Here is a 26,985-nt window from a genome sequence, read left to right as displayed (position 1 = left end):
AGCTATAGTATAAAATCTATCGAAGTATAAATCAGGCCAGGTAACAGAGGCGGATTTATACTTTGATAAATGTTAGCTTAGTAAATAGCTAAGCCAAGAACCAAACCTGTAAGAATAAGTATAGGTGGCGGAATCTTGGTGAAAGTAAGGAGCGCAAAGGTTACCACCACAATACCAAAGTTAAGTATAGTGTTCTCGATAGGATGGTAGAGAAGTATAGCTGCTGCCACCACCATACCTGAGCTTACGGCACTTATCCCCTCCAGCGAAGCCCGCACTACCCTATACTTTTTAAGCTCGTCCCAGAAACGGATCACGAAGAATATTAGGAAAGTGCCGGGTAAAAAGATGCCAACTGTAGCTACAAAGGAGCCTAGCAACTGCCCCGGAATACCATACTGGCGCATGGCTAAGTTGCCAATAAAAGAAGTAAAGGAAAAAGTTGGGCCTGGTAATGCCTGCACGATAGCATAACCCGACAGAAACTCCTCACCGGTTAGGTAGTGCTTGAAATCAACAAACTCAGAGTAAAGCAGCGGAATAAGCACCTGCCCACCACCAAACACAAGGCTGCCGTTACGGTAAAAATTTTCGAATAAGCGCACTGGCAACGATGATGTAAAAGCACCCAGTACAGCGGCCGTTATCAATACTCCCACATAAAGTATAAAATTAGCCCATTCTATCTTTAGCTTTTTATCCTTCTCTTCGGGGTGTTGCCTGAAACGCAAAGCTGTTATAGCACCTCCGGCTATTAGTAACAGGGGCAGTACCCATGGTGAGCTGAAGAAGTATGCAAGTATAGCCGAGATCATCATCAGTACTATACCAGTTTTTGTGTTTACTACCTTAGAGCTAATCATATAGGCTGCGTAGGCAACAAAGCCTACTGCCATCGGCTGTATGATGTTCAGGAATTTGAGTGATATGCCCTGATCCTGTAAGTATGAAATGGCTATGGCGGCTATGGCCATAATGGTAGCAGCAGGAGTTATCCAGACTAATAATGTTAGATAAGCTAGGTTAGGACCTCCTATTTTAAAGCCTATGGCTGTTATAGTTTGTGTAGAGGTAGGGCCTGGTAAAATGGAGCATAGGGCATTTAACTCTATCAACTCCTGCTCAGTGAGGTACTTACGGTTATCTACCAGTAATTTAAACATTAGAGCAATATGCGCTTGCGGCCCACCGAAAGCTGTAAGGGCCAGAACGAGAACGTCCTTTAAAAAGATGTAGTAGCGCAGACTCATTCTATAAAAATAAAAAAAGAGAGACAGCTTTCGCCATCTCTCTTTAATTTATTACATATATACTTATGCTTTTTTTAGTCCGAGCTCTACAAGACGCTCATTCAGGTACTCACCCGCAGTAGCATCTGGGTAAGCTTTTGGGTTTTTCTCGTCTATGCAGCTTTCTAAGCAGGTTAAATCCATTTCGGAGCGCGGGTGCATAAAGAACGGAATAGAGAAGCGTGAAGTATGCATCAACTCACGCGGCGGGTTAACTACACGGTGAATAGTGGACTTTAGCTTGTTGTTCGTTAAGCGGGCCATCATGTCGCCTACGTTTACTACCACCTGCTCTGGCAAGGCAGTGATCGGGATCCACTGACCATCGCGGCGAAGTACCTGCAAACCATCTGCGCTGGCACCCATCAGCAATGTGATCAGGTTAATATCGCCATGCTCTGCTGCACGCACAGCATCAGCCGGTACGCTATCCGGGTTCTCGATAGGGAAGTAGTGGATAGGGCGCAGAATGCTGTTGCCATACTTTACCTTATCATCGAAGTAATTCTCATCTAAACTTAAGTGGATAGCGATGGCGCGTAACACCTCTTTGCCTGCGGCTTCCAGTTTTCTGTATGCCTCTAGGGTTACTTCTTTAAACTCTGGAACTTCAGTAGGGAAAATATTATCAGGATACTCATCCTTGATTGGGTCATTGTCCGGAATATCGCTACGCTCCTGGCCTACATGGTAAAACTCTTTTAAGTCGCCGGTGTTAAAGCCTTTTGCTTTTTCTTTTCCTTTACCTACATAGCCACGCTGGCCGGCAAGTTCTGGGTTTTCATACTTTTGCTTCACCTCATCTGGCAAAGCAAAAAATTTCTGAGTGGCAGCATACAGTTTTTGGGTTAACTCATCGCTAAGGCCGTGGTTGCGCAAAGCAATAAAACCTATGTTCTGGTACGCATCACCCAGTTGTTTTACAAATTGAGCTCTTCTTTCCGCATCACCTGATGTAAAATCGGCTAAGTCCAGGGAAGGAACCTCATCAAACAAAATCTCGCTCATATAGTTATTTCTGTATACTTTTTTGTGTTCTTCACGTAGTTCGCAATATACGAAAAAAATAAAATCGTTAAATTAGCTGGATTGCTAACCAAACTATAATTACATGAAAAAAACGTATTTGTTACTGGCCTCGGCTCTTGTGCTAGGTTTTACTGCCTGTGATACCACCCGTCAAACACAGGAAAATGAATCTCAGAACCCGGCAACAACAGCTAGGGGTGATGGCCCAACGCCTACAGGTGCTGTTATGACTAAGAATGGCCTGCGTGTGTTTGCCTTCGATGACTCTCAGAAATACCCTGAGTCACAAATACGATTAAATGTGCCGCCAGCTGGTGGTGTAGTAGAAGCCGGACCTGTTCAGTTTGATTATGACCTATCTAACTATCAGCTAACACGCATGACGCCGCACTCCAACTCAGAGCACATGGCTAACTCTATGGAAGGGCAGCACATCCATAACATCGTGGATAACGAGCCATACACGGCACACTATGATACAGAGTTTACAAAAGAGCTTTCAGAAGGCGACCATGTAATTTTATCGTTCCTGTCTAGATCTTATCATGAGAGTTTAAAGCATAAAGGAGCTTACGACTTACGCATAGTAACAGCAGGCAACCCTACTGAGCGTATGGAGTTTGACCTGAACGCGCCACACATGTTCTATAGCCGCCCTAAAGGTGAGTATGTGGGTAAAGACACAGAGCAGGTGATGCTGGATTTTTATTTAGTTAACACAGAGCTGTCTACCACAGGCAACAAAGTACGCGCTACCATAAACGGCACAGAGTTTATACTTGATAAATGGATGCCGCACATTATGGAAGGCCTGCCAATGGGCGAAAATACTATTAAACTGGAGTTGATTGATAACAATGGCAGCTTGATATCTGGGCCGTACAACAGTGTGACCCGTACTTTCACATTAAAAGCTGAGTAATAAAGTATAAAAGTATAAAAGCAGCCTGCCTTGGTTTAACCAGGGCAGGCTGCTTTGTTTTTAGAGGTAAGTGTAAGCTTTTAAGATTAACATTATGCATTGGCTTTGCGACTTACTAAGGTTTTACGCTTGCTAACTCATTTCCTTTTATCCTGTTAAACCGGCCTGTAAAGTATAAACACATAGACCTCGCAGCGTCCGAAGGTCGTGCTAGCGTCTGACACTCCAATAAGTTGGCTATAAAACATGCGAATCTGGAGACTCACGCTCACCTAGCTTTACAGGTTGGATACCTGTGCCAGTTAAGAAGTATAAAACAAAACGGCCACACCTTTTAAAGATGTGGCCGCTGTATTTAAAGTATAAACCTGGTTAATCTTTAGGCTTGTTTGGGTTTTGAGAAGCTCCAGGGCTTGCGATAGAGTTTCGCATATCAGTATCCGACTGGATATTCTGCATTTTATAGTAGTCCATAATACCCAGGTTGCCGCTACGGAAAGCTGCTGCTATGGCCTGTGGAATCTCTACCTCAGCTTGAATTACGTTAGCGCGGGCTTCCTGCGCTTTTGCTTTCATTTCCTGCTCTACGGCTACGGCCATGGCTCGACGTTCCTCCGCTTTGGCCTCTGCTACTTTTAAGTCGGCTCCGGCCTGGTCTATCTGCAGCTTGGCACCAATGTTTTCGCCAACGTCAATATCAGCAATATCAATAGATAGGATCTCGTAAGCAGTACCGGCATCCAGGCCTTTCTGTAACACCAGTTTAGAAATGATATCCGGGTTCTCCAGTACGCTTTTGTGTGAAGTAGAAGAACCGATAGAAGTTACGATACCCTCGCCAACACGTGCAAGTATAGTTTCTTCGCCGGCGCCACCTACTAACTGGTTAATGTTGGCACGAACGGTAACACGTGCCTTTGCAATCAGTTGGATACCATCCTGGGCCACGGCAGCTACATTGGGGGTGTTTATCACTTTTGGGTTAACGGATGTGGTTACCGCCTCAAATACATTTCGTCCTGCTAGGTCTATGGCTGTTGCTTGCTTAAATGAAAGCGGGATATTTGCTTTGTCAGCAGAGATAAGCGCTTTGATTACAGTAGGCACATTACCGCCTGCCAAGTAGTGCGTTTCAAGTTCTGTTGTGGTTAAATCAATGCCGGCTTTAGTTGCGTTGATCATGGAATTTACAATAAGGCTAGGTGGCACTTTGCGGATGCGCATAAACACTAGCTCGAGCAAGCCCACACGTACACCAGAGAACAGTGCTGTAATCCAAAGGCTGATCGGAACAAAGTATAAAAATATAATGAGCAGGATAATACCACCTGCTATCAGGAACAACAAAGAGAAATTTTCCATCTGTGGGTTAGGTTAGCTTATTTTCTTCTACTGTAATCTTATTATGTGATAGCTTAATGATGCGAACTGGAGTATTCGCTGACAGAAATTCGCCTTGAGTTTGTACCTCGTATCGTTTCTCTGCAAAGATTGCGGTGCCCTGCGGGCGCAAGGCAGATACTGTTTTGCCGATATCGCCAATAGTTAAAATATACTCAAACTCTTCATTTACACGGTTCCGCATCTGGTTTTTTAGAGCAAACCGAGCCCAACTATCCGACCGGAAACTATAGACAAAGGCAATTGTGCCGATAAGAACAGTGGAAGCAAGTACAACATGCCCCGTAGTAGTGCCAAGTGCAGCGTAACTGATCCAGATGCCTATGCAGGTAAGCACAAAGCCTAGTATGCCTACTATGGTAGTTCCAGGCACAAATATCAGCTCTACTACAATTAGCAGCAGGCCAATACCGATCAGTAATATAACTGTAACCCAGTCTAGTAGCATAATAGTGAAGGCTTATATAAGTAAATATAGCAAAATAATTGATGATTGTTACTTATTGGAGGCTGTTAGAATATAAAATATGTACTTAAAAGGTTAATAACTTGATTCACTATCAAATTAAAAGCGCCACCTCCCATACAGGAAAGTGGCGCTTTAAAAGTATAGCCGTTAAAGCAGGTTACAGATAAACTATAACAAACAAGTAGTAATTAATAGGCTTTCGCAAAGTATACACGCTTCTTGCTTGGCTTACCAGTTAGCATATCTACACCGTCTTCTTCTGGAGTATCTAGGGCAATGCATCGTATAGTTGCTTTTGTTTCTTCTTTAATACGTTCTTCTGTTTCTGAAGTGCCATCCCAGTGGGCCAATACAAAACCGCCTTTAGTATCCAGTACCTCTTTAAATTCCTCGTAAGTATCAACCTTGGTCGTATTTTCTTCCCGGAAGGTTAATGCTCTGTTGTAGATGTTCTCCTGTATCTCATCAAGCAAAGCAGGTATATAATTAGCTAAATCGCTAAACTGCTGCGTGCTCTTCTCTTTAGTGTCGCGACGGGCAATTTCTGCTGTACCGTTCTCCAAATCGCGGGCTCCAATGGCAATGCGCACAGGTACACCTTTTAGCTCCCACTCGGCAAACTTAAAGCCAGGGCGCTCAGTATCGCGATTATCAAACTTCACGCTGACGCCTTTTGCCTCCAGTTCCCGCTTCAGTTGGTTAACCTTTTCGCTTATCTGCTCCAGTTGCTCTTCCCCTTTGTAAATAGGTACGATTACCACCTGTATAGGAGCCAGTTTTGGAGGCAACACTAAACCTTCGTCGTCGGAATGGGCCATAACAAGTGCACCCATTAAACGTGTACTCACGCCCCATGATGTTCCCCAAACATACTCCAGGCCACCGTCTTTGGTCGCAAATTTCACATCAAATGCCTTCGCAAAATTTTGACCCAGGAAGTGCGATGTGCCAGCCTGTAAAGCTTTGCCGTCTTGCATCAAGCCTTCGATGCAGTAAGTATCCAGGGCACCAGCAAAGCGTTCGTTTGGAGTTTTAACGCCACGAATAACTGGCAGGGCAATGTACTGCTCAGCGAAGGTAGCGTATACTTCCAGCATCTGCTCTGTTTCAGCTATTGCTTCTTCTGCCGTTGCATGAGCGGTGTGTCCTTCTTGCCACAGGAACTCAGCTGTACGTAGGAACAGGCGCGTACGCATTTCCCAGCGCACTACGTTTGCCCACTGGTTTACAAGTATAGGCAGGTCGCGGTAGCTCTGTATCCAGTTTTTGTACGTGTTCCAGATTACAGCCTCAGAAGTTGGCCGAACAATTAGCTCTTCTTCTAGTTTAGCATTAGGGTCTACACGAAGTTTTCCAGGCTTATCAGGGTCGGTTTGCAGGCGGTAATGTGTAACTACAGCACACTCTTTGGCAAAGCCTTCGGCGTTCTGCTCTTCGGCCTCAAATAAGCTTTTGGGTACAAACAGCGGGAAGTAGGCGTTTGAGTGACCTGTGGCTTTAAACATATCGTCCAGGACACGTTGCATTTTTTCCCAGATGGCATAGCCGTAAGGTTTTATTACCATACAGCCGCGTACGGCAGAGTTTTCTGCTAGTCCCGCTTTTTTTACCAGCTCGTTATACCATAAGGAGTAGTCTTCGCTTCTTTTTGGCAACCCTTTGCTCATATTTTTAAAAAGTATTTATAAAGTATCGCTAATAAATGATGTTTTTGGAATAATATTTGCTCCTGTAATATTCAGATACCCATATCATTCTGGGTCAAAAATACGTTTAATAAATAAGACTATTGATAAGGATTTGCGCCGTTGTGTGTTTATCTTTGATATAGAGGAAGTTTTACTACAGAGATGGCCATGAAAAAGTTTACGATATACACACTAGCCCCCGCTTTGGCGTTGCTGGCGTTAGGTTGCAGCGGCCCCACAGCTATGCAATCCACAGAGTACGACGACATGTACTATAGTTCTACAGATAAGACTACTTATGTAGAGCCACAAACTAATACCTACAGCAATCTGGCTGAGGGTACCGAAGAGGCACAGCAGCAGACATATAGCCAGAGCAACAATGGTGTTACAGAAGATTATTATGCCGATGAGTACTATGATGGACGTGAGTATAACCCGCGCGACAACTGGTACCAGCCCAATTATTCTTATGTAGATCCATACTGGGGTAGTGCCTATACGCCACGCCACTATAGCTATAACCGCTTCTACAACAGGGGTTTCTATGATCCGTTCTACGACCCTTTCCTTTTTGACCCGTTCTATGATCCGTTTTTCCATAGGCCGTTCTGGGGAAGTGGCGTTTCTGTGATGATCAGCTATAACTACGGTTGGGGCAGTTGGGGAGGCTGGGGAAGACCTTACCATAGCCGCTGGTTTGCAGGTAATCCATATTATCATGGTTTCTATGGCAATAACTATGGTTATGGCAACAACTGGATTTACGACAGGCCAATTATTGTAGGTAACAGAATTAAAACACAGTATGGCCCACGTGATGCCAGAGGTGCCGTAGTAACAGACGGAAACAGAGGCAATGGTGGCAGACCAGTAAGAGGAGAAGCCTATCAGGGAGACGTAACAGGTACAGAAAATGCAAGGCCTGCGCGTCCGTCGCGTTCTAGCGGAGCTGTTGTAGCGCCGGAAGCAGGTAGTGAGTCTAAAACATCTTTGCCAGCACGCCCAAGCCGCACCGAGTATTATGACCCTAGCCAAGGTAGAACCCGCACTACACGCCAGCCAGTTAAAGTTGGAGAGCAGAGGCAACAGCAACAACGTGTAATACAACCATCAGAGCGTCGTAATACCCGCCAATATACACCAACACCAAGGTCTACGGAGAGCAGGCCTAGCAGAACCAGAGAGTATGTACCAAGGCAACAACAGCAGCAGCGCCCTATACAGCAATCAAGACCAAGCTATGAGCAGCGTCGAGAAAGCTCTTTTCCATCTCGCTCCAGCGAGGTAAGGCGTGAAAGCAGCAGTAGTTCATCTTCTGGTACAAACAACAGCGGCAGTCGCGGAAGCCGCCCAACAAGAGGACAATAAATCAGACACACAATCCATGAATTTACATAAGCTATTTTTGGCCAGCCTGGCGCTTTCGCTAGGCTGGGCTGGCAGCGCTTTTGCTCAAAACGAGGTAGATGCTTTGCGTTATACCCGGTTAGGAATAAATGGCTCTGCACGAATACAAGGTATAGGAGGCGCACAAACAGCATTAGGTGCAGATATTTCGAATATCTCATCTAATCCGGCTGGGTTGGGCATGTTCCGAAGGTCGGAGTTTAGCATTAGCCCCGGCTTGCAGTTTAACAGCACCGATACAAGGGTAGATAACTCTTTTCTTTCTACAGATCAGAACGCAGTTAGTATACCACACGCAGGGCTTGTAATTAGCAACAGGAGAAACGACGAAAGCAGTGACTGGACAGGTGCTAACTTAGGTATTAGCTTTACCAGACTAAATAATTTTAACCAACGCCTGTCTTACAGCAACACTGCGGCTTCTGATCAATTTACTATAGTAGAATATTTTGCAGAGCAGGCAAACAACAAAGGTGTAACCCTTGATGAGTTAAACAGTGAGTTTAGTAACGGCTATACAACGCTCGAGGGGTTGGCTTTTGGTGCTTACCTGATTGACGTAATAACCGACGATAACGGAAACGAGACTGTGGTGCCTTTGTTCAGAGGCGGAGAGATTCTGCAGCGTGAGGACATCCGCAGAAAAGGATCACAAAACCAGTTTGATATTGGCGTGGGTACCAGCTACAAAGACAGGCTATACCTTGGTGCATCTGTGGGTGTTGTGACTTCTAACTTTACGCAAGAGAGTATTTACCGCGAGTCAGAGTCTGATGCATCAACAGCATTTACTGACCTGGAGCTGCGCGATGAATATACCACACGTGGAGCAGGTATAAATCTTAAAGTGGGGGCAATATACAGACCTGTTGATGCGCTGCGTTTAGGAATATCCCTGCAAACTCCTACCGCTTATACTTTTACAGACACATATCAGCGAGCGCTTTATGCCTCTTACGATGATGGGCCAACTGAGAGTGCTATAGAGCTGCCGGGAGAGTTTACATATAATTTGGTAACGCCGTTCAGAGCTACAATAGGAGCAGCAGGTATAATTGGCAAGTATGGCTTTATTACAGCTGATGTTGAGTTTGTAAACTACAGCAACATTAAGTTCTCTGAAAGCGACAACGACTTTGCCTCTGCTAATGATTATTTTAACGACATCAACAGCCGCATTTCAAACACCTACCAGTCTGCTGTAAATTATAGAATTGGCGCCGAGGGACGTTTTGATGTGTTTAGAATAAGAGCAGGCTTTGCCCATACCGGTGATCCATACAAAAATGCATCTTTCGATGGTGGTGTAAACTCTGTGTCAGCTGGTGCCGGTGTGCGCCTGAAGAACTACTACGCCGATCTGGCCTATATCAGAAGCAGCGGTAACAGCCGTTATTCGCCTTTCGTGCTTGATAATGGAGACCAGCCGGTGGTAGATATTGATGAAAGACTGTCTACAGTAATGTTAACGTTTGGCTATAATTTTTAATCTGTAACAGATTTAGTTGATAAAAGGCAGCCTTTACCCGGCTGCCTTTTATACTTTAAGTACCAAGCAGAACTGTTTTAGCTTCGTTTTATGGCGAAACCATATAATTCTGATAAATTAGTAGCAGAAACACTAAACTAAACGCATGTATATCAAACTAAAAACAAACCTTTTGGCTGCCGTGCTCTTATGCTTCGCTTTTGTGGCGCAGGCGCAGCAGAAAAAAGATGTAACCTTAGAGGATATCTACCGCAAAGGTACATTCCGTGCCCAATCTGTGTACGGGGTAAACTGGATGAAAGACGGCCAGTACTACAGCTCTACCGTGCCAGATGAGCAGAACAAAGTATACGACATTGTAAAGTATGATGTAACAACTGGCAAACCAGTAAGTACCATCATAGAAGGCGAAAACCTGAAGCCAACTGGCAGCAACACACCTATAAAGTTCGATGATTATATTTTTTCATCAGACGAGCAAAAGGTGCTGTTCTCTACCGATACAGAGCAAATTTACCGTCGTTCTTCTAAGGCTGAATTCTATATTTATGATATCGCTTCCAAAAAGCTAACCAAACTTAGCGATGGTGGCAAACAGCTGTATGCTACTTTCTCGCCGGATGCTAAGCGCGTTGCCTTTGCCCGCGACAACAACATGTTTGTTACGGACCTGAGCAACATGAAAGAAACGCAGATCACCACGGATGGTAAATTCAACTCTATCATCAACGGGTATGCGGACTGGGTATACGAGGAGGAATTCAGCTTTGCACAAGGTTTCCATTGGGCACCTGACGGTAAGAAGATTGCTTTTTATACGTTTGACGAGACTAGCGTGCCGGAGTTTAACATGCAAATGTGGGGCGAATTATACCCACAGGATAACAAGTTTAAATACCCGAAAGCAGGAGAAGCCAACTCTGCAGTAGCTGTTTCAGTGTATGATGTAGCGAGCGGCAAAACTACAAAAATGGACACAGGAAATGAGAAGGATATCTATATCCCGCGCATCAAGTGGACAAATAACCCGAACCTACTGTCTATCCAGAAAATGAACCGCCTGCAGAACACGCTGGAGATTCTGCACGCCAATGCTACAACCGGCAAAGCCGATGTAGTGCTTAAGGAAACGGATAAAGCTTACATTGATGTAACCGACGACCTGACTTACCTGAATGATGGCAAGCACTTTATTCACAGCTCAGAGGTAAAGGGCTACAACCACCTGTACCTGTACAACATGAGCGGTAAATTGGTACGCCAGATTACAAACGGCAATTGGGAAGTGAGCCAGTTTGTGGGCTACGACGAGAAGAATGACCGCCTGTACTTTATGTCTACAGAGGTATCGCCGTTGGAGCGCCACCTGTACAGCATCAGCAGCAAAGGCAAGAAAAAAAGCCGCTTAACAGATGAAGCCGGTACGCACCGCGTGAACATGAGCAATGACTTTAAGTACTTCCTGAACTATAGTTCTGCTGCCAACGAAGTGCCAACTGTTAGCCTGCACACTGCAAAAGACGGCAAGCTGATAAAAGTGCTGGAAGAGAACCAAAAGCTGAAGAACACGCTGGCCCAGTATGATATTGCCAAGCAGGAGTTCTTTACCATGAAAACTGCTGATGGTACACAACTGAATGGTTGGATGATTAAACCAACGGATTTCGACCCGAACAAAAAGTATCCTGTGCTGATGTTCGTATATGGTGGTCCGGGTTCGCAGACGGTAACCAATAGCTGGGGCGGCACAAACTACCTATGGTATCAGGTGCTGGCTAGCAAAGGCATGATTGTGGTAAGTGTAGATAACCGTGGCACCGGTGCACGTGGCGCTGAGTTTAAGAAATCAACTTATGCTAACTTAGGTAAGTATGAAATCGAAGACCAGATTGAAGCTGCCAAGTGGTTAGGAAACCAGAACTATGTAGACAAGAACAGAATTGGTATCTGGGGCCATAGCTTTGGTGGTTACATGACGCTGTTAGGCTTAACCAAAGGCAACGGTGTATTTAGAGCTGGTATTTCGGTAGCGCCTGTTACAAGCTGGAGATATTATGATAGCATTTACACAGAGCGTTTCCTTAAAACGCCACAGGAAAATGCTGCAGGCTACGACGAAAACTCACCGCTGCAATTTGCCAATAAGCTGCAGGGCGACCTGTTGCTTATCCACGGAACTGGCGACGATAACGTACACTTCCAGAACGCGGTGGCAATGCAGGATGCCCTTATTAGCGCCAATAAGCAGTTTGAGAGCTTCTACTACCCGAACCGTAACCACGGTGTAGGGGGCGGCATTACATCGCTGCACCGCTTTAACATGATGACGAACTTCCTGGAGCGTAAGCTGATCAACCCAACTGAGATAAACCAGTAAGTAAAGTATAAACCTAAGTATGAAAGGCCTGCCGAAAACGGTGGGCTTTTTTTATTGCCACCGAAGCAACTTTCTGATTTACACTCTTATCTATAGCTACATAAACCGCTACTAAAGTATAAACTATGAAAAAAATGCTATCTCTGTTATTGCTGTTATTGGTTATTAAAACAGTTGCCTTTGCCCAGCAGCCTTCTAAAGAAAAGCTCTTCACGGCAGAGCAAATGCGCCAGGACCTCGACAGCATGTATGCCTGGATTAATGCCACCCACCCCAACTTATACCTGCACATCAGCAAAGAAAAAGCTGACAAAAAGTGGGACAAGGTACGTGCGCAACTAAACAAGCCTATGACGCGGGTGGAATTTGCCAAAATTGTATTTCCGGTTACTTCGCAGTACCAAGATGGGCATACCGGCTTAGGTTTCGATTTCTCTGATAAAGAATTCACGCAATATTATGAACAGGGCGGCAGGTATTTTCCGGTTGGAGTGAAAGTGCAGGATGGTAAACTTTACGCTACAGCAATAGCCGGAAACGTAGCTATAAAACCGGGGGCCAGCATTACAAAAATTAACGGGCGCAAGGCAGAAGAACTGGTGCAGGAAATGCTGCCTTACTGGCCGTTTGATAACAAGCTACACCAGGAGTCAAACTTAAGCAGGCTGTTTGGCTTTACCCTGTGGTACCTGTATGGCTGGGGTAGCGAAGTTGAACTGGAGTTTATTAACTATGGAGAGCGCAAAAAGCAGGTGGCACAGTTGCAGGGAGTAGATGCTGATACCTTTTTTAAATATATGAGTTTTGGAACCAGGGACTATAAACTGACTGTGCATGAGCAGGAGAGCCTGGCAGTACTGGAGCTGCTTAACTTTAAGCCGAAAATGAAAGAGCTTACCGCTTTCCTGGATTCTGCTTTTGCGGTACTGAAAGACAAAAACATACAGCACCTGGCTGTAGACCTGCGCAGAAGCGGTGGCGGCTATTCGGGTGTTGGTACAAAAGTGCTACAGTATATTACTGATAAGCCTTATGCTCAAACTGTAGCCCGGGAGCAGTATCGGTCGCTGGTGCTGCCCAATAAGCCATATAACAAAGACTTTTATAAAAATAATATGGCAGCTTATGATGGCAAGTATGTGAACAACAGGTATAAATCTGAAGTACAGCCTGTGGCGCCACAACCACTAGAAAAACCAGAACTGCGCTTTAATAACAAAGTATACTTACTTACAGCGCCACGCACTTTTTCATCGTCTCATATGATGGCGGCAGCTGTAAAAGGGTATAATTTGGCAACTGTAATAGGCGAACCAACCGGCAACAATAATCACTTTATGGGAGAGATGATAAGCTTTCAGTTACCCAACACCGGCTGGTGGGGCAGCTGCAGTACAGCGCAGTATTGGTCGGCGGGTATAACGGATGCTACGAAGTATAAAGGAGTGCAGCCCCATATAACGGTAAAGCAAAGTATAAAAGACCTGGCCCAAGGAAAAGATACCGTGCTGGAGTATTTGAAGGAAAGTATTAGAACCGGCAAGCTGGCAGCTGCAGAATAAGGGTGTATAGCTTTATATACTAAGTAACGGTGTGGTGTAGGTAAAGCTGCAACCTTTATATTTGAAGTATATTTCTGCTCTTTTAAACTTTAAACTATGAAAACCTCCGCCTTCATTTTAGCAATGCTCCTACTATGTGCCTTTCAGTTTGCTAGCTCTCTTCGCGATAAAGCGCTGGAGAGTTTGGCTAACGCCGAACGTAATTTCTCCGCCACCTCCGAGGCTAAAGGTTTACAACAGGCTTTTGTGGAAAATATGGCTGAAGATGGAATTGTATTTGCTCCTGGTCCGGTTAATGGTAGAAAATTACATGCTGAAGCTCCCCAAAGCAAGGCTTTGTTAACTTGGTACCCTGTTTATGCAGATATAGCCAAATCTTTGGATTGGGGTTACACAACAGGGCCCTATCAACTTAAACCAAGCGCAGAAGACGATAAGATTGTTGGCGCAGGCTTTTACCTGTCGGTGTGGCGAAAGCAGCCGGATGGGCAATGGAAAGTAGCCATTGATATGGGTAACTCCTTTTCGCCGGACCTTCTAAAAGAGGAGGCGTACCAACCTGCAAAGGCTGCTAAAAAAGAAAAGGGGATAAAAGGAAATCTTTTGGCCGCAGACGTGCAGCAGGTGCAACCATACCATCACGAAACACTAATTTATCGGCATGGAGAGTATCCGTACAAGTATAAAGATGCTGTAGTGGGGCCATCTTCTACTGTAACATATCAACTGTTAGGCTATGAGCTGGCCCCGTCTGCCGACATGGCTTATACGTATGGCAGTTATACCCAAAACACTAGCAAAGGCGAAGAGAAAGGCCATTATCTAAAAGTATGGAAAGTGCTGAACAAGAAGTGGCAGCTGGTGGCGCATAATCTTGTCCCGGATAAAAAGTAAGCGAGCTTTAAGTCTTGGTAAATTTAGCCAGGCAAGTGTAAAGGTACTGCTTCTCCTGCTCATCAATAGGCAACTTATCAATGTGGCTGTGAAGCTGGGATATGGTTACTGCCGGCTTTTCTTTGGTATCAGATTTATAATGATTGATATCTTCGGTGAGGGCATCTATGCAGGAAGCTACCTCTTCGGCCTTTGTTGTGTATAAACTTAACAGCCAAAGAAGGCGGTTTAGCAGCTCGTTTGGGTTATGGTCTGGGTAACGGATGCAATGGTCTATTTCGCTCCATCCTTCTTCAAATAGTGTTTTTACCTGTATCTCTACAAAGTATAACTGCCGGAGGGGATTTACCTTGATAATGAAGTGCTGTGCCTTATAACCCCTGTCATTTACCATTAGCTTATACTTTTGTGAGGTAAAATGCTTGGCTTCAGCTGAGTTAGTCTCTTTAACGTAGGCGTATGGTTCTCTTTTCAGATCCCATACCTGATGTATGTAGCTGCTTATGTTATGGCAGGCCTTTTTGTAGATATGCAGTGCCCGTACACCAACCAGATCATTTATAAACTTAAGGTAGTTGCCCGAGTTAAGGTGCCTGTTGGGGTATTCATGTTTCTTGCGGATGATCTTTTTAAGTAAGTGCAGTGGCTCTTTTACCCTAAACCGCACAGCGTGCACGTCTTTTTGTCGTTTAAGTGTTTTGGCAACCAGTAAGGCGATATCCTCCAGTTCAGGCAATCGGCCGGTGTAATCGTTGTATATAGCCACTAGGTCTTGTGCCTTTATACCTTTCGCACAGAGGCTTGCCTCACTTTCTTTGAGTACAGAAAGCACAAAAGGTAAATCCGCTTTATGGTCGTGCTGATATGGGTGCATAAAGTAAGGGCTTTATCTGGCCCTACTTTAAAGTATAGCGGGTTTACCGGGAAATGTTGCAAAAAACATTGGCTAATGTCTGCTAAACTAGTCTCTTATGTCTGGGAGCTAGGTTAAGAATGTTGCTTTTAGATTACCAGCAAATACACAGCTAGGTTGGCAAATTGATCAGGATATGGCGTTGAAAGTATGAAAGCTACGCGAGAAATCTGAAGCAGGGGCGTTCTATAAAAATTTATACTTCTCGCGTAGCTCTTAATGGGAGGTGTTACAGCTTTAAGCAAATATTCTGTGGTTCGGTAAAGAAACGGAGCGCCTCAAAACCGCCTTCACGGCCAACACCGGAGTTCTTCATGCCGCCAAATGGAGTTCTTAAATCACGCAGAAGCCAGGTGTTAATCCAAATGATGCCCGAGTGTACCTGGTGTGCCACGCGGTGTGCCCGCTGCAGGTTGCTGGTCCAGATGGTGGCAGACAGTCCGTAGTCGGTGCAGTTGGCGTATTGTATTACTTCTTCTTCGGTATCGAATGGAGTGAGTGTTACGACAGGGCCAAAGATTTCTTCGGTGTTGGTGCGGCAGTTATAGGGCAGGCCTTCAATTATAGTTGGTGCTATAAACCAGCCATTTTCGCAGCGGCCTTCTACCTGCACCTGGTGCCCTCCTGTAAGTATCGTTCCACCTTCCTGTTTTGCCAGTTCAATATAAGCCAATACCTTTTTCATATGTTGCTCCGACACCACTGCGCCTAACTTAGTGCCCTCTTCCTGGGGGTCACCAACTGTCATGGCTTTTACTTTCTCTACAAATGCATCCCTAAATTTCTCATACAGCGGGCGTTCTATAAAGATGCGGGAACCACACAGGCAGATCTGCCCCTGGTTGGCAAAGGAAGAATGTATTGTTGTGTGTAGCGCGTTGTTAAAGTCGCAGTCGGCGAAGATGATATTCGGATTCTTACCGCCTAGCTCTAACGACAGCTTTTTAAACATAGGCGCCGCTGTGGAAGCGATGGTTTTACCTGTAGCCGTGCCGCCCGTAAAAGAGATAACCGGCACTTTAGGATGCGCCGTGATGGCAGCACCAACTTTATGCCCGTAACCATGCACAATATTTAACACACCAGCCGGCAGCCCAGCCTCTATGCACAGCTCCGATAGCAGGTATGCCGTCATTGGTGTTACTTCGGATGGTTTAGCTACCACGCAGTTACCAGCAGCCAGGGCGGGCGCAATTTTCCAGGTAAATAAGTACAAAGGCAAGTTCCAGGGCGAAATGCAGCCAGCTACACCATGCGGATGACGTACGGTATAATTTATGGCGTCAGTACCCTCCATGTAATGCGCCTCCGAAGCAAAATGCTGTATAGCCGTGCCGTAAAAACGCATGTTGCTGCTGGCGCGAGGTATATCCACTGTTTTCGCCAGCTTCAGCGGTTTACCATTGTCAATAGATTCGGCTTCGGCCAGGCGGTCCAGGTTCTGATCTATCAGGTCGGCAATGCGCATTAGAATCTGTCCGCGTTTCTCAGCAGGTGTTTTAGACCAAGCCGGGAAAGCAGTTAATGCTGCCTGAACCGCTTGCTCTACGTCCTGCTCATCCGAGTCAGGAATCAAAGAGTATAATTGGCCTGTAGCCGGGTTGTAATTATCAATGTACTGCCCCGCCACAGGCATCACCAACTGGCCGTTAATGTAGTTATGTATGTGCTGCACTGCCTGGAAATTAGGAGTTAGAAATTATGTAGTATGAAGTCTGCAGGATTAATAATCAACAACTATAAACACCCCGTTCTGCCGCCATCTACAGGCACATTTATACCATTAATATACGCAGCAGCTGGTGTAGCCAAAAAGGCTGCCGCTGCTGCTACTTCTTCGGGTTCTGCAAAACGGCGGGCTGGTATTTCTTTCATCATCTCTTCCTCAACGGCATCTACGGCAGTCTCTGTTTTCTTTGCCTTGTTTTCGATGATAGACTCTAAGCGGCCGGTGCGGGTGGCGCCTGGTAATACGTTGTTTACTGTTATACCATATTGCCCCAGCTCGTTGGCCATTGTTTTAGCCCAACTAGCAACCGCTCCGCGTATGGTATTGGATACGCCCAAACCTTGCAGCGGCTGCTTAACCGAGGTGCTGATGATGTTGATAATGCGTCCGTAACCGGCCTTTTTCATAAGCGGAATAACTGCCTGTGCCAACGTGTGGTTATTAATCAGGTGCATGTTAAAAGCATTCAGGAACTCCTCTGGTTTTGCGTTTACGATAGGTCCGCCAGCTGGTCCGCCGGTGTTGTTTATAAGTATGTGCACAGCGTTGTGCTGTTTAACGTAAGCCTCTACCTGCGAGGCAACTTCAGCAGAATTAGCAAAATCAGCTACCAAATAGTCGTGCTGCTGACCTTTGCTGCTGTCCAGTTCCTGTGCTGTTTCCTGTAGTTTGTCCTCGTTGCGGGCAATCAAAGTTATATGCGCTCCCAGTTGCGCCAGTTCTATAGCAATGGCTTTTCCAATACCTTGGGTGCTGCCGCAAACGATGGCCCGTTTATTTGTCAGATCTAAGTTCATAGTTTAAATGTACGCAAAAGGCTTTAAACATACACGGCAGACGTATAACTCGTTTATACTTAGATTACCATTTTTACCAGCTTTTGCGTACCTTCAATCTATCAACCTAACAAGACAAAACTATGGCTGTAGCAAAACCTTTCAACTTTAAAAAATGGATAGACGAACACCGCCACTTGCTTAAGCCACCGGTTGGCAACCAACAGGTGTTTAAAGGCAACGACGACTTTATTGTAATGGTAGTAGGTGGGCCAAACGCGCGCAAAGACTACCACTACGACGAAGGCGAAGAGTTTTTCTACCAGTTGGAGGGTGATATCACGCTCAAAATTATAGACGAGGGCAAGCCGGTTGACATTGAGATAAAAGAAGGAGAGATTTTCCTGTTGCCGCCAAAAGTGCCACACTCGCCACGCCGACCTGCCAATACTGTTGGTTTGGTAATAGAGCGCTACCGCAAACCCGGCGAGAAAGACGGCTTTATGTGGTTCTGCGAGAACTGCGACAACAAACTGTACGAAGAGTATGCCGACGTAACCGACATTGTAGAGCAACTGCCTAAGATCATGAACAAGTTCTGGGAGAGCGAAGATCTACGCACCTGCAAAGTATGCGGTACCGTAATGGAGCCCCCGGCTAAGCCCGCAGAGGCTGCTAAATAACTAAGTTGCTTTCTAAAAGAACCTCCTATAACCTATGGCGCAGGAGGTTTATACTTTACCTCTCCAAATGCACCCAGACATCCTAACAGAAAGATTAAAGCTGCGCCTCATACAGCCTGCCGATGCCGGATTTATACTTCAGGGCCTATCGGATGAGCGGGTAACGAAGTACTATGCCGTACATTTTGATACCATGGAGGCGGTGCAGGAGCAAATGGCGTTTTACGAGCAGCTTTTAAGTGAGGGTACAGGCGTTTGGTGGGCTTTTTCTTTGAAAGATAACGATCAACTTATTGGTGCCTGTGGCTATAGTAGCCTTGAGGCGGAGCACCGGAAAGCGGAGATTGGTTTTTGGCTGCTACCCGACTATTGGGGCAGAGGCTATATTCCGGAGGCTGCCAAGGCAATTGTGAAGTATGGCTTTGAAAGTATGAACCTGAACCGTATTGAGGCTATTGTGGAAGGCGGCAACGAGCAGTCGGAGCAGGTGCTGCAAAAGATCGGGTTCACGTACGAAGGAAGGCTGCGGGAGCGGGAGATTAAAAATGGACAAGTCATAGATTTGATCTACTACAGCATCCTGAAAGGAAAATAAATGCAGAACTTCTTGTTTGCTCCAAGCTTTTGCGCCGTTTCGTGCGTAGAAAGTATAAAATGCTTATATTGTTGGATTGCCCGATTTTTTCATAGGCCGTATAGCAGCATTTTTGCCCCTTTACCAGCATGCAGGACAATAAACATACATCGCCCATACTTACCGATCACGATCTGCTAAAGATCGACATTCATACCCATATCTTACCGGCTACCTGGCCAAATTTGCGTGAACGCTATGGCTATGGCGGCTTTATCAGGCTGGAGCACCACAAGCCTTGCTGTGCCCGCATGATGATGGATGATAAGTTTTTCCGGGAGATACAGGACAACTGCTGGGACCCAAAAGTGCGCATGCACGAGTGCAGCCAGCATAAAGTAGGAGTGCAGGTACTAAGTACGGTACCGGTTATGTTTAGCTATTGGGCAAAAGCCGAGCACGCTTATGATCTCTCCAAAATACTGAACGACCACATTGCCGGAATTGTAGCTGATTACCCAGATCGTTTTATAGGTTTGGGCACGATACCGATGCAGGATACAGACTTGGCCATTAAAGAACTAGAGCGTTGTGTAAAAGAGTTAGGCATGGCAGGTGTACAAATCGGCACAAACATTAACGGCTGTAACCTGGACGAACCAAAGCTATTCCCCATTTTTGAGGCAGCGCAAGATTTAGGAGCAGCTATTTTCGTGCACCCCTGGGACATGCTGGGCAAAGACCGCACAAACAAATACTGGATGCCATGGCTGGTAGGTATGCCAGCTGAAACGACAGTAGCCATTTGCTCGATGATATTTGGCGGCGTGCTGGAGCGGTTGCCGAAGTTGCGCGTGGCCTTTGCACATGGCGGAGGATCTTTTCCGGCTACCATTGGGCGTATTGCTCACGGTTTCGAAGTACGCCCCGACCTCTGCGCCATTGATAACAACGTAAACCCACGCGAGTACCTGGGCAAATTCTACTTCGATTCGCTGGTGCACGACCCGCTGGCGCTGGAGTACCTGGTAAATTTAGTAGGCGCTAATTGCATTGCCTTGGGTACTGATTACCCCTTCCCGCTCGGCGAACTAGAGCCCGGCAAACTCATCGAATCCATGCCTTACGATTTAGCTACCATAGAGCGCATGCTAAGCGGTACTGCCCTGGAGTGGCTAAACCTAGATAAAAGTATGTTCCTGAACAGCTCAGCCAGCAAATTAAAGGCAGAGCAAGTATAAACTTTTTCTGATGCATCTGGTCCAACCCCTTCTGCACTCCAGAAGGGGCAGAGGTGGTTGGACTCAGTAAAGCAAATCCTTATCTTCGCAAAACAAAGTATAGCAAGCTAGCCTTACTGGCTCACATAAAATACATCCGCACACAATGAACTATCAGAATACTCTAGCCTTTGCGCAGAAACAAGATAAACAAGATCCTTTATATCATTTCAGAGAACGCTTTCACTACCCGCAGGTTAATGGCCATGATGCTATTTACTTTTGCGGTAACTCTTTAGGCATTCAACCAAAGTCGGCACAGATGTACATCGACAATGAAATGTACAAATGGGCAAACCTGGCTGTAGAAGGACACTTTAAAGGCGAAGAGCCATGGTTTAACTATCATGAGCTACTAAAAGCTGGAACAGCACGTGTGGTAGGTGCCAAAGAAAGCGAAGTGGTGGTGATGAACCAGCTGACCGTGAACCTGCACCTCATGTTAGTATCTTTTTACAGGCCGGAAGGCAAGCGTTTTAAGATTATCACAGAAGGCGGTGCTTTTCCATCTGATCAGTATGCCCTGGAAACACAAACAAAATTCCATGGCTATAACCCGGATGAGGCGGTGATTGAGCTGTTTCCGAGAGAAGGGGAGCATACATTAAGAACAGAGGATATCCTGGCAAGTATAAATGAGCACAGCGAAGAACTAGCATTGGTGATGATGGGTGGCATTAACTATTACACCGGCCAGGTTTTTGACATGGAGGCTATTACCAAAGCAGGTCATGAAGTAGGCGCTATAGTAGGCTTTGATTTGGCACATGCTGCCGGTAACGTACCTGTTAAGCTACACGACTGGGATGTAGACTTTGCCGTGTGGTGTACTTATAAATACCTAAACTCCGGACCTGGCGGTACATCAGGAGTATTTGTGCACGAACGCCACGCAAATAACCCCGACCTGCCACGCTTTGCCGGCTGGTGGGGCCACGATGCGCAGGCACGTTTTCAGATGAAAAAGGGCTTTATACCTATGCAGGGTGCAGAAGGCTGGCAGTTGAGCAATGGACAGATATTGCCTTTTGCTGTACACCGTGCCTCATTGGAGCTATTTGATGAAGCAGGTATGGCAAATTTACGTGCTAAAAGCGAAAAACTAACCGGTTACCTGGAGTACCTGATAGATGATGTGCATGCTGGCAAGGATGTAATGGAAATGATCACGCCGCGCGACCCCAATGCCCGTGGCTGCCAGATATCGTTGCTGGTAAAGAAAGATGCACGTCTGCTGTTTGATAAACTAATGGAAGCCGGCATTATAGTAGATTACCGTGAGCCGAACGTAATTCGTGTAGCACCTACGCCGCTATACAACAGTTTTGAAGAAGTGTACCGCTTCTCCGAAATTCTACACGAGTGCCTGCAGGCGCATTCGTAGTAGTAAAAGTATAAAATTATAGAACGGGGAGCAGGCTACAAGTCTGTTCCCCGTTTTCTTTTAAGCTTATCAGAAGCAAGGCTATACCTTAGCTAAGTTTTGCAGTATAAAAGGCTAAACTGCATAATCAAAATGGGGCTTACAATTGAGGATATACTACTTGGCGTTTCCATACTTTTGTTGGTAAGCATCATTATTACCAAGAGCTTGGGCAGGTTTGGTATACCGGCACTTATTCTGTTTCTGGCAGTGGGTATGCTGGCAGGCTCAGAGGGCATAGGTAATATTCATTTTGATGATGCAGACTCGGCAAAATCGCTGGGTACGTTGGCGCTTACCATGATACTCTTCTCGGGCGGCTTGGATACCCGCTGGGAAAGCACAAAACCCATACTTTGGCGCGGCGTATCGCTCTCTACATTAGGTGTATTTATCACGGCTATGCTGCTGGGCGTTTTTGCGCACTTAGTAGCTGATTTTACCCTGCTGGAAGGGCTGCTGCTAGGCTCGATTGTATCGTCTACGGATGCAGCAGCGGTTTTCTCTATACTTCGCTCCAAAAACATTGGCTTAAAGTATAACCTTCGCCCAACCCTGGAACTGGAGTCTGGTAGTAACGACCCGATGGCATACTTCCTGACTGTTAGTTTCACGTTTCTACTCACAAACGAAGACGCTACTATCTGGCAGCTGGTGCCGATGTTCTTTCTGCAGATGAGTATTGGAGCTGTAGTAGGAGTGCTGATGGGAAAGATTATGCCCTGGATCATTAACCGCATTATGCTGGAGCAGGAGGGCCTTTACCCTGCACTTACCCTGGGTATGGTAATCTTTACTTACGCGTTTACAAGCCTTATAAATGGCAATGGCTTTCTGGCTGTGTATGTTGCTGCCGTTATACTTGGGAATAATAATTTTATCCATAAAAGCAGCCTGGTTAAGTTTTATGATGGGGTAGCCTGGCTAATGCAGATCCTGATGTTCCTAACCTTGGGCCTGCTTGTGTTTCCGTCAGAAATGATACCAGTAATTGGTACCGGTCTGGTTATATCGCTCTTTCTGATTTTTGTGGCTCGGCCATTAAGCGTGTTTGTCGGTTTGGCCTTTTTTAAGACTTCTTTTCGAGAGAAACTCTATGTGTCGTGGGTGGGGTTGCGGGGAGCTGTGCCTATCGTTTTTGCTACATACCCGCTGCTGGCAGGTGTAGAAAAGGCAGGTATGATGTTTAACGTTGTCTTTTTTATTGTGCTTACATCAGTTATGCTGCAGGGTACTACGCTTACGGTAGTGGCGCAGTGGCTTAACCTGGGGCAGCGCGACAGAACCCTGAAGCGCATTGTTTTAGGAGAGGAAATGGGGTACGATGTAAAGAACGCGCTGGTAGAGGTGGAGCTCCGAAAAGAAAGTACGGCTGTAGGCAAATCTATTGTTGCGCTTAATTTCCCGAAAACGGCACTAATTGTACTGATAGACAGAGGCGGAAAGTATGTAACCCCAAATGGAGCTACAGTGCTGTTGGAGAACGATAAGCTATTAGTAATGATAGACAACGACGATGAGTTGGAGAAGGTAAACAAGTCTTTAGGCATTACAGAGAGCAGCAATGCTTAAAACAGGAAGGGCCGGTAATAAATTTACCGGCCCTTCCTGTTTATACTTTAGTACAGTTATACTTTCTGCTTCTTTCCGATAAACTCCTCTGACTCCTCTCTGAAGGTCTTCATGCGGTTAAAGTAATCTCTGGCAGCGGCCATAACTTTAGGCGAAAGCCACAATGCTGAAACCATGGTCGGGATGGCCATCATAGCATACATACCGTCTATTAATGCGATAACGGCAGTAATGGTAGCTGTAGCGCCAAACACAATGGTAAGTACATAAAAGTAGTTGTACAGGTGCTTATACTTTGCCCCAAACAGGAAGCTGAAGCACTTGGTGCCGTAGTAAGAGTAAGAAAAGAGCGAAGTAAAGGCAAAGATCATCACACACACCACCAGCACATAACTACCGAAACCGGGCATAGCATTGTTAAAAGCTGTTGCCGTCATGGTTACGCCGCTAGCTCCGGAGGTTTGCCAGGTGCCGGTAAGTATAATAGCCAAGCCAGTTAGCGTACATACTACAATCGTATCGATAAACGGACCAAGCATTGCCACCAAGCCTTCACGAATAGGCTCGTCGGTTTTAGCTGCACCGTGCATCATAGAAGCCGTGCCAATACCTGCCTCGTTAGAGAAAGCTGCTCTGCGGGCACCAGCAATAATAATAGCCCCCACAGCACCTCCTAACATCGATTCGGCAGTAAAGGCATCTGTAAATATCAGGGCAAAAGCATCCGGAATGTTTGTATAGTATGCCACCATAATGTAAAGCACTGCCAGCATGTACAGCACTACCATGCCCGGTACCATTTTGCCGGCCACATGGCCAATGCGTTGTATACCCCCGAAAATAACAAGAGAGGTAATGAGTACAAGTCCTAGCCCGATGGTAAGGTTCGTGTAGAAAACGTCTCCGGTGCTAAAGCCATTTGGCTCCAGTACCACTTCGCGTATTACCTGAGTAAGCTGGTTGGCCTGGAAGATTGGCAACGTACCAAATAAACCGGCAATAGCAAAGAAAGCTGCCAAAGGCTTCCACTTCTTACCAAGTCCTTCTGTGATCACGTACATTGGTCCGCCTTCCAGGTGTCCTTTGCTGTCGTAGCCCCGGTACATAACTGAAAGCGAGCAGGTAAAGAATTTGGTAGCCATACCCACAAAAGCACTCACCCACATCCAGAACAGTACGCCTGGCCCGCCAATGGCAATGGCCACAGCCACACCGCTAATGTTACCCATGCCTACGGTTGCAGCCAGTGCCGCCGACAGGGCCTCAAAGTGGTTGATATCGCCTGGGTCATTCGGATCGTCGTAGCGGCCGCGCAGCACATTGATGGCATGGCGCAGGTAGCGAAACGGCAAAAACCCCGAATAAATCATAAAGTAAAAGCCCCCGCCCATCAGTAGTATAAGCAGCGGCATACCCCACGCAGCATCGCTAAAAGCGACAAATATCTTTTCTAATGCTTCCAAAATTTCAAATTATACTTTTATGTAAGTTACAAATATAGGCACGAAACGCAAAATAACGTATGGTAAGCTACCAACTTAAATAGCTGATCGTGCAGCTGTTGTTATCGATCTTTTATGTAGAACAAAATTCATGTCTACTTATATAATAGTAATTACATTAGTCGGACTTGCTGCGCTTTCTATGGCGTGGGTGCCGGCTTTGCTTAAACGTACTTTTGTCTCGTACCCTATGGTGTTTATGCTGGTGGGGATGCTTGTATACCTGTTGCCTTTCAATCTTCCACAGCCTGATCCTATTTGGCGAGAAGAGTATGTAGTACGCCTCACCGAGCTGATCGTGATTATATCGCTGATGGGCTCTGGATTGAAAATACGACGAAAGGTAAGCTGGAAAAACTGGCAAGTACCTATTAGGCTCATAAGTATTACCATGCTGCTTTGCATTGCTAGTTTAGCATTACTTGGATGGGGTATACTAGGCTTAACAGCAGCAGGGGCAATATTATTAGGCGCTGTACTAGCCCCTACAGATCCGGTACTGGCTGAGCAGGTTCAGGTTGGCCCCCCAGACGAGAAAGAGGAAGATGATGTAAGGTTTTCACTTACAGCAGAGGCAGGGCTTAACGATGGCATGGCTTTTCCGTTTACCTGGCTGGCAGTGGTGATAGCGGTGGCAGCTAGTGCAGAAGGCACCAGTTGGCTGGGCGAGTGGCTGTGGCGCGACGTACTATACAGGGTTGTAGCAGGCTTTGGAATGGGCTATCTGTTAGGGCGCATTTTAGCATACCTTATTTTTCAGTTGCCCCGAAAATCAAAGTTTCCGAAAGCCGAAGATGCCTTTTTAGCTTTGTCGGCAACCCTGGTGTCTTATGGCTTAACCGAGCTGGTGCATGGGTATGGCTTTATAGCTGTATTCGTGACAGCCATGACGTTAAGCGCCTATGAGCCTGATGATAAATACCACACCGAAATGCACGACTTTGTAACGCAGGTAGAGCAAATTTTGATGGTTATCTTGTTGCTGCTGTTTGGCGGTAGCTTAATACAAGGCTTGCTGAACTACTTAACCTGGTCTGGTGCACTTGTTGGCCTGCTATTCCTATTTGTAATCAGGCCGCTGGCAGGGCTAATGGGAATGATAGGAGTAAAGATGCCAATCCATGAGAAAATGGCGATCAGCTTTTTTGGCATCCGGGGCATAGGCTCGTTTTTCTACCTCTCTTTTGCTTTAGATAAAATAAACTTTGTAGATGCAGAAGAACTTTGGTCCGTAGTAGGCTTTATAGTGATGGTATCCATTATTATACACGGGTTTACCGCCACAAAAGCAATGGGCTATTTAGACAGGCGCCGTAAAACGAAGTTAATTCCTAAACAAGAAGATAGAATTAAGTAAATACGATCTCTTCTGCTTTACCTTATATACGCAATGCATCAAATTAATAAACTAGAGTTGCCAGATGCTGAAGTATACTTTACTCCTCAGTTTTTTAGCAAAACAGAAAGCGACCTATACTTTGAGAAACTGATGACGGAAGTAAACTGGCAGCAGGAAAGTATAAAGATGTTTGGCAAACAACTGCCTATGCCGCGCCTTACAGCTTGGTACGGCGATAAAGGCTATACTTACTCTGGACTGCACAACAAGCCGCAACCCTGGCTGCCGGTGCTGCTGGAGCTAAAGGAGAAGGTGGAGCAGGCAAGCAACCAAAAGTATAACAGTGTATTGCTTAACCTCTACCGCACCGGCCAGGATAGCATGGGCTGGCATGCTGATGACGAAGTGGAACTGGGGCAGGAGCCAAGTATAGCTAGTATAAGTTTCGGGGGAGAACGCAAGTTTAGCTTTAAACACAAAACCCGGAAGGACCTCAAGCCGCTCAACTTAAGTTTAACGCATGGCAGTCTGCTATTAATGCAGGGGCAAACACAGCACTACTGGGTGCACCATGTTCCCAAAACCATTCGTATAGTAGAACCTCGAATAAACCTCACCTTCCGGAAAGTGGTTTTATAATGGCTTGCCAATACCATCCGGAAAC

At 45.9% G+C, this 26,985-nt stretch carries 22 protein-coding genes; 13 read left to right on the top strand and 9 right to left on the bottom strand.

Translation table 11 applies throughout. From position 1 onward, the window contains the following. Nucleotides 1-77: 77 nt before the first annotated feature. Nucleotides 78-1,250 (bottom strand): chromate efflux transporter, encoded by a 1,173-nt coding sequence (gene chrA, locus WG943_RS04820; RefSeq protein WP_340407122.1) that lies wholly within the window; start codon nt 1,248-1,250, stop codon nt 78-80. A gap of 63 nt (nt 1,251-1,313) precedes the next feature. After that, complete coding sequence (locus WG943_RS04815; RefSeq protein WP_340407121.1) at nt 1,314-2,297, bottom strand: isopenicillin N synthase family dioxygenase; 984 nt, start codon at nt 2,295-2,297, stop codon at nt 1,314-1,316. Nucleotides 2,298-2,400: 103 nt separating this feature from the next. Between WG943_RS04815 and WG943_RS04810 the strand changes: the two genes are divergently transcribed. Continuing rightward, on the top strand, nt 2,401-3,240 hold the full coding sequence (locus tag WG943_RS04810; RefSeq protein WP_340407120.1) for a hypothetical protein: 840 nt from the start codon (nt 2,401-2,403) through the stop codon (nt 3,238-3,240). A 372-nt stretch (nt 3,241-3,612) separates the two neighbouring features. Here WG943_RS04810 and floA read toward each other — a convergent pair whose 3' ends face one another. From floA to proS, 3 genes are all read right to left on the bottom strand, one after another. After that, nucleotides 3,613-4,602 (bottom strand): flotillin-like protein FloA, encoded by a 990-nt coding sequence (gene floA, locus WG943_RS04805; protein ID WP_340407118.1) that lies wholly within the window; start codon nt 4,600-4,602, stop codon nt 3,613-3,615. 7 nt (nt 4,603-4,609) lie between these two features. Then, nucleotides 4,610-5,089, bottom strand: coding sequence for an NfeD family protein (locus WG943_RS04800; protein WP_340407116.1), 480 nt, complete (start codon nt 5,087-5,089; stop codon nt 4,610-4,612). 209 nt (nt 5,090-5,298) lie between these two features. Then, nucleotides 5,299-6,777, bottom strand: a complete 1,479-nt coding sequence (proS, locus tag WG943_RS04795) for a proline--tRNA ligase (RefSeq protein ID WP_340407114.1) — start codon at nt 6,775-6,777, stop codon at nt 5,299-5,301. A 189-nt stretch (nt 6,778-6,966) separates the two neighbouring features. Between proS and WG943_RS04790 the strand changes: the two genes are divergently transcribed. The 5 genes from WG943_RS04790 (at nt 6,967) to WG943_RS04770 (ending at nt 14,530) form a co-directional block, all read left to right on the top strand. Then, nucleotides 6,967-8,169, top strand: coding sequence for a hypothetical protein (locus WG943_RS04790; protein WP_340407113.1), 1,203 nt, complete (start codon nt 6,967-6,969; stop codon nt 8,167-8,169). Nucleotides 8,170-8,185: 16 nt separating this feature from the next. Continuing rightward, a complete protein-coding gene (locus tag WG943_RS04785) occupies nt 8,186-9,697 on the top strand; it encodes an OmpP1/FadL family transporter (RefSeq protein WP_340407112.1) in 1,512 nt (503 codons plus the stop codon). Between the two features lie 145 nt (nt 9,698-9,842). Then, complete coding sequence (locus tag WG943_RS04780) at nt 9,843-12,074, top strand: S9 family peptidase (protein ID WP_340407111.1); 2,232 nt, start codon at nt 9,843-9,845, stop codon at nt 12,072-12,074. Nucleotides 12,075-12,199: 125 nt separating this feature from the next. Next, on the top strand, nt 12,200-13,636 hold the full coding sequence (locus WG943_RS04775; protein WP_340407110.1) for a S41 family peptidase: 1,437 nt from the start codon (nt 12,200-12,202) through the stop codon (nt 13,634-13,636). A 96-nt stretch (nt 13,637-13,732) separates the two neighbouring features. After that, complete coding sequence (locus WG943_RS04770) at nt 13,733-14,530, top strand: hypothetical protein (protein ID WP_340407109.1); 798 nt, start codon at nt 13,733-13,735, stop codon at nt 14,528-14,530. 7 nt (nt 14,531-14,537) lie between these two features. Here the strand turns inward: WG943_RS04770 and WG943_RS04765 are convergent, their stop codons facing one another. The 3 genes from WG943_RS04765 to WG943_RS04755 form a co-directional block, all read right to left on the bottom strand. Continuing rightward, on the bottom strand, nt 14,538-15,404 hold the full coding sequence (locus WG943_RS04765; RefSeq protein ID WP_340407108.1) for a RelA/SpoT domain-containing protein: 867 nt from the start codon (nt 15,402-15,404) through the stop codon (nt 14,538-14,540). A 268-nt stretch (nt 15,405-15,672) separates the two neighbouring features. Beyond that, nucleotides 15,673-17,118, bottom strand: coding sequence for an aldehyde dehydrogenase (locus WG943_RS04760; RefSeq protein ID WP_340407106.1), 1,446 nt, complete (start codon nt 17,116-17,118; stop codon nt 15,673-15,675). A gap of 62 nt (nt 17,119-17,180) precedes the next feature. Continuing rightward, nucleotides 17,181-17,969: an SDR family oxidoreductase gene (locus tag WG943_RS04755; RefSeq protein WP_340407105.1), complete on the bottom strand. Its 789-nt coding sequence runs from the start codon at nt 17,967-17,969 to the stop codon at nt 17,181-17,183. A gap of 122 nt (nt 17,970-18,091) precedes the next feature. Here WG943_RS04755 and WG943_RS04750 point away from each other — a divergent pair, with 122 nt between their 5' ends. The 5 genes from WG943_RS04750 to WG943_RS04730 all read left to right on the top strand — a co-directional run bounded on the left by WG943_RS04750 (nt 18,092) and on the right by WG943_RS04730 (nt 23,480). Beyond that, the gene (locus WG943_RS04750) at nt 18,092-18,631 is read left to right on the top strand and encodes a 3-hydroxyanthranilate 3,4-dioxygenase (protein ID WP_340407103.1); all 540 of its coding nucleotides are present in this window, start codon (nt 18,092-18,094) and stop codon (nt 18,629-18,631) included. A gap of 34 nt (nt 18,632-18,665) precedes the next feature. Then, nucleotides 18,666-19,226: a GNAT family N-acetyltransferase gene (locus WG943_RS04745; RefSeq protein WP_340407102.1), complete on the top strand. Its 561-nt coding sequence runs from the start codon at nt 18,666-18,668 to the stop codon at nt 19,224-19,226. Nucleotides 19,227-19,354: 128 nt separating this feature from the next. Further along, entirely contained in the window at nt 19,355-20,446 is a 1,092-nt protein-coding gene (locus WG943_RS04740) for an amidohydrolase family protein (protein ID WP_340407100.1), read from the top strand. Between the two features lie 145 nt (nt 20,447-20,591). Further along, entirely contained in the window at nt 20,592-21,869 is a 1,278-nt protein-coding gene (kynU, locus tag WG943_RS04735; protein WP_340407099.1) for a kynureninase, read from the top strand. 132 nt (nt 21,870-22,001) lie between these two features. After that, nucleotides 22,002-23,480 (top strand): potassium/proton antiporter, encoded by a 1,479-nt coding sequence (locus tag WG943_RS04730; RefSeq protein WP_340407098.1) that lies wholly within the window; start codon nt 22,002-22,004, stop codon nt 23,478-23,480. Nucleotides 23,481-23,536: 56 nt separating this feature from the next. On the opposite strand, the gene WG943_RS04725 is transcribed toward WG943_RS04730, so the two are convergent. Further along, the gene (locus tag WG943_RS04725) at nt 23,537-24,892 is read right to left on the bottom strand and encodes an alanine/glycine:cation symporter family protein (RefSeq protein ID WP_445323619.1); all 1,356 of its coding nucleotides are present in this window, start codon (nt 24,890-24,892) and stop codon (nt 23,537-23,539) included. A gap of 181 nt (nt 24,893-25,073) precedes the next feature. On the opposite strand from WG943_RS04725, the gene WG943_RS04720 reads away from it, so the two are divergent. Both WG943_RS04720 and WG943_RS04715 read left to right on the top strand, forming a co-directional pair. Beyond that, nucleotides 25,074-26,339, top strand: coding sequence for a cation:proton antiporter (locus tag WG943_RS04720; protein ID WP_340407096.1), 1,266 nt, complete (start codon nt 25,074-25,076; stop codon nt 26,337-26,339). A 33-nt stretch (nt 26,340-26,372) separates the two neighbouring features. Beyond that, nucleotides 26,373-26,960, top strand: a complete 588-nt coding sequence (locus WG943_RS04715; RefSeq protein WP_340407095.1) for an alpha-ketoglutarate-dependent dioxygenase AlkB family protein — start codon at nt 26,373-26,375, stop codon at nt 26,958-26,960. Nucleotides 26,961-26,985 lie beyond the last annotated feature (25 nt).

It is taken from the genome of Pontibacter sp. H249 (genome assembly GCF_037892465.1).
Taxonomy (GTDB): Bacteria; Bacteroidota; Bacteroidia; order Cytophagales; family Hymenobacteraceae; genus Pontibacter.
This window is presented reverse-complemented; position numbering and strand designations above follow the sequence as displayed.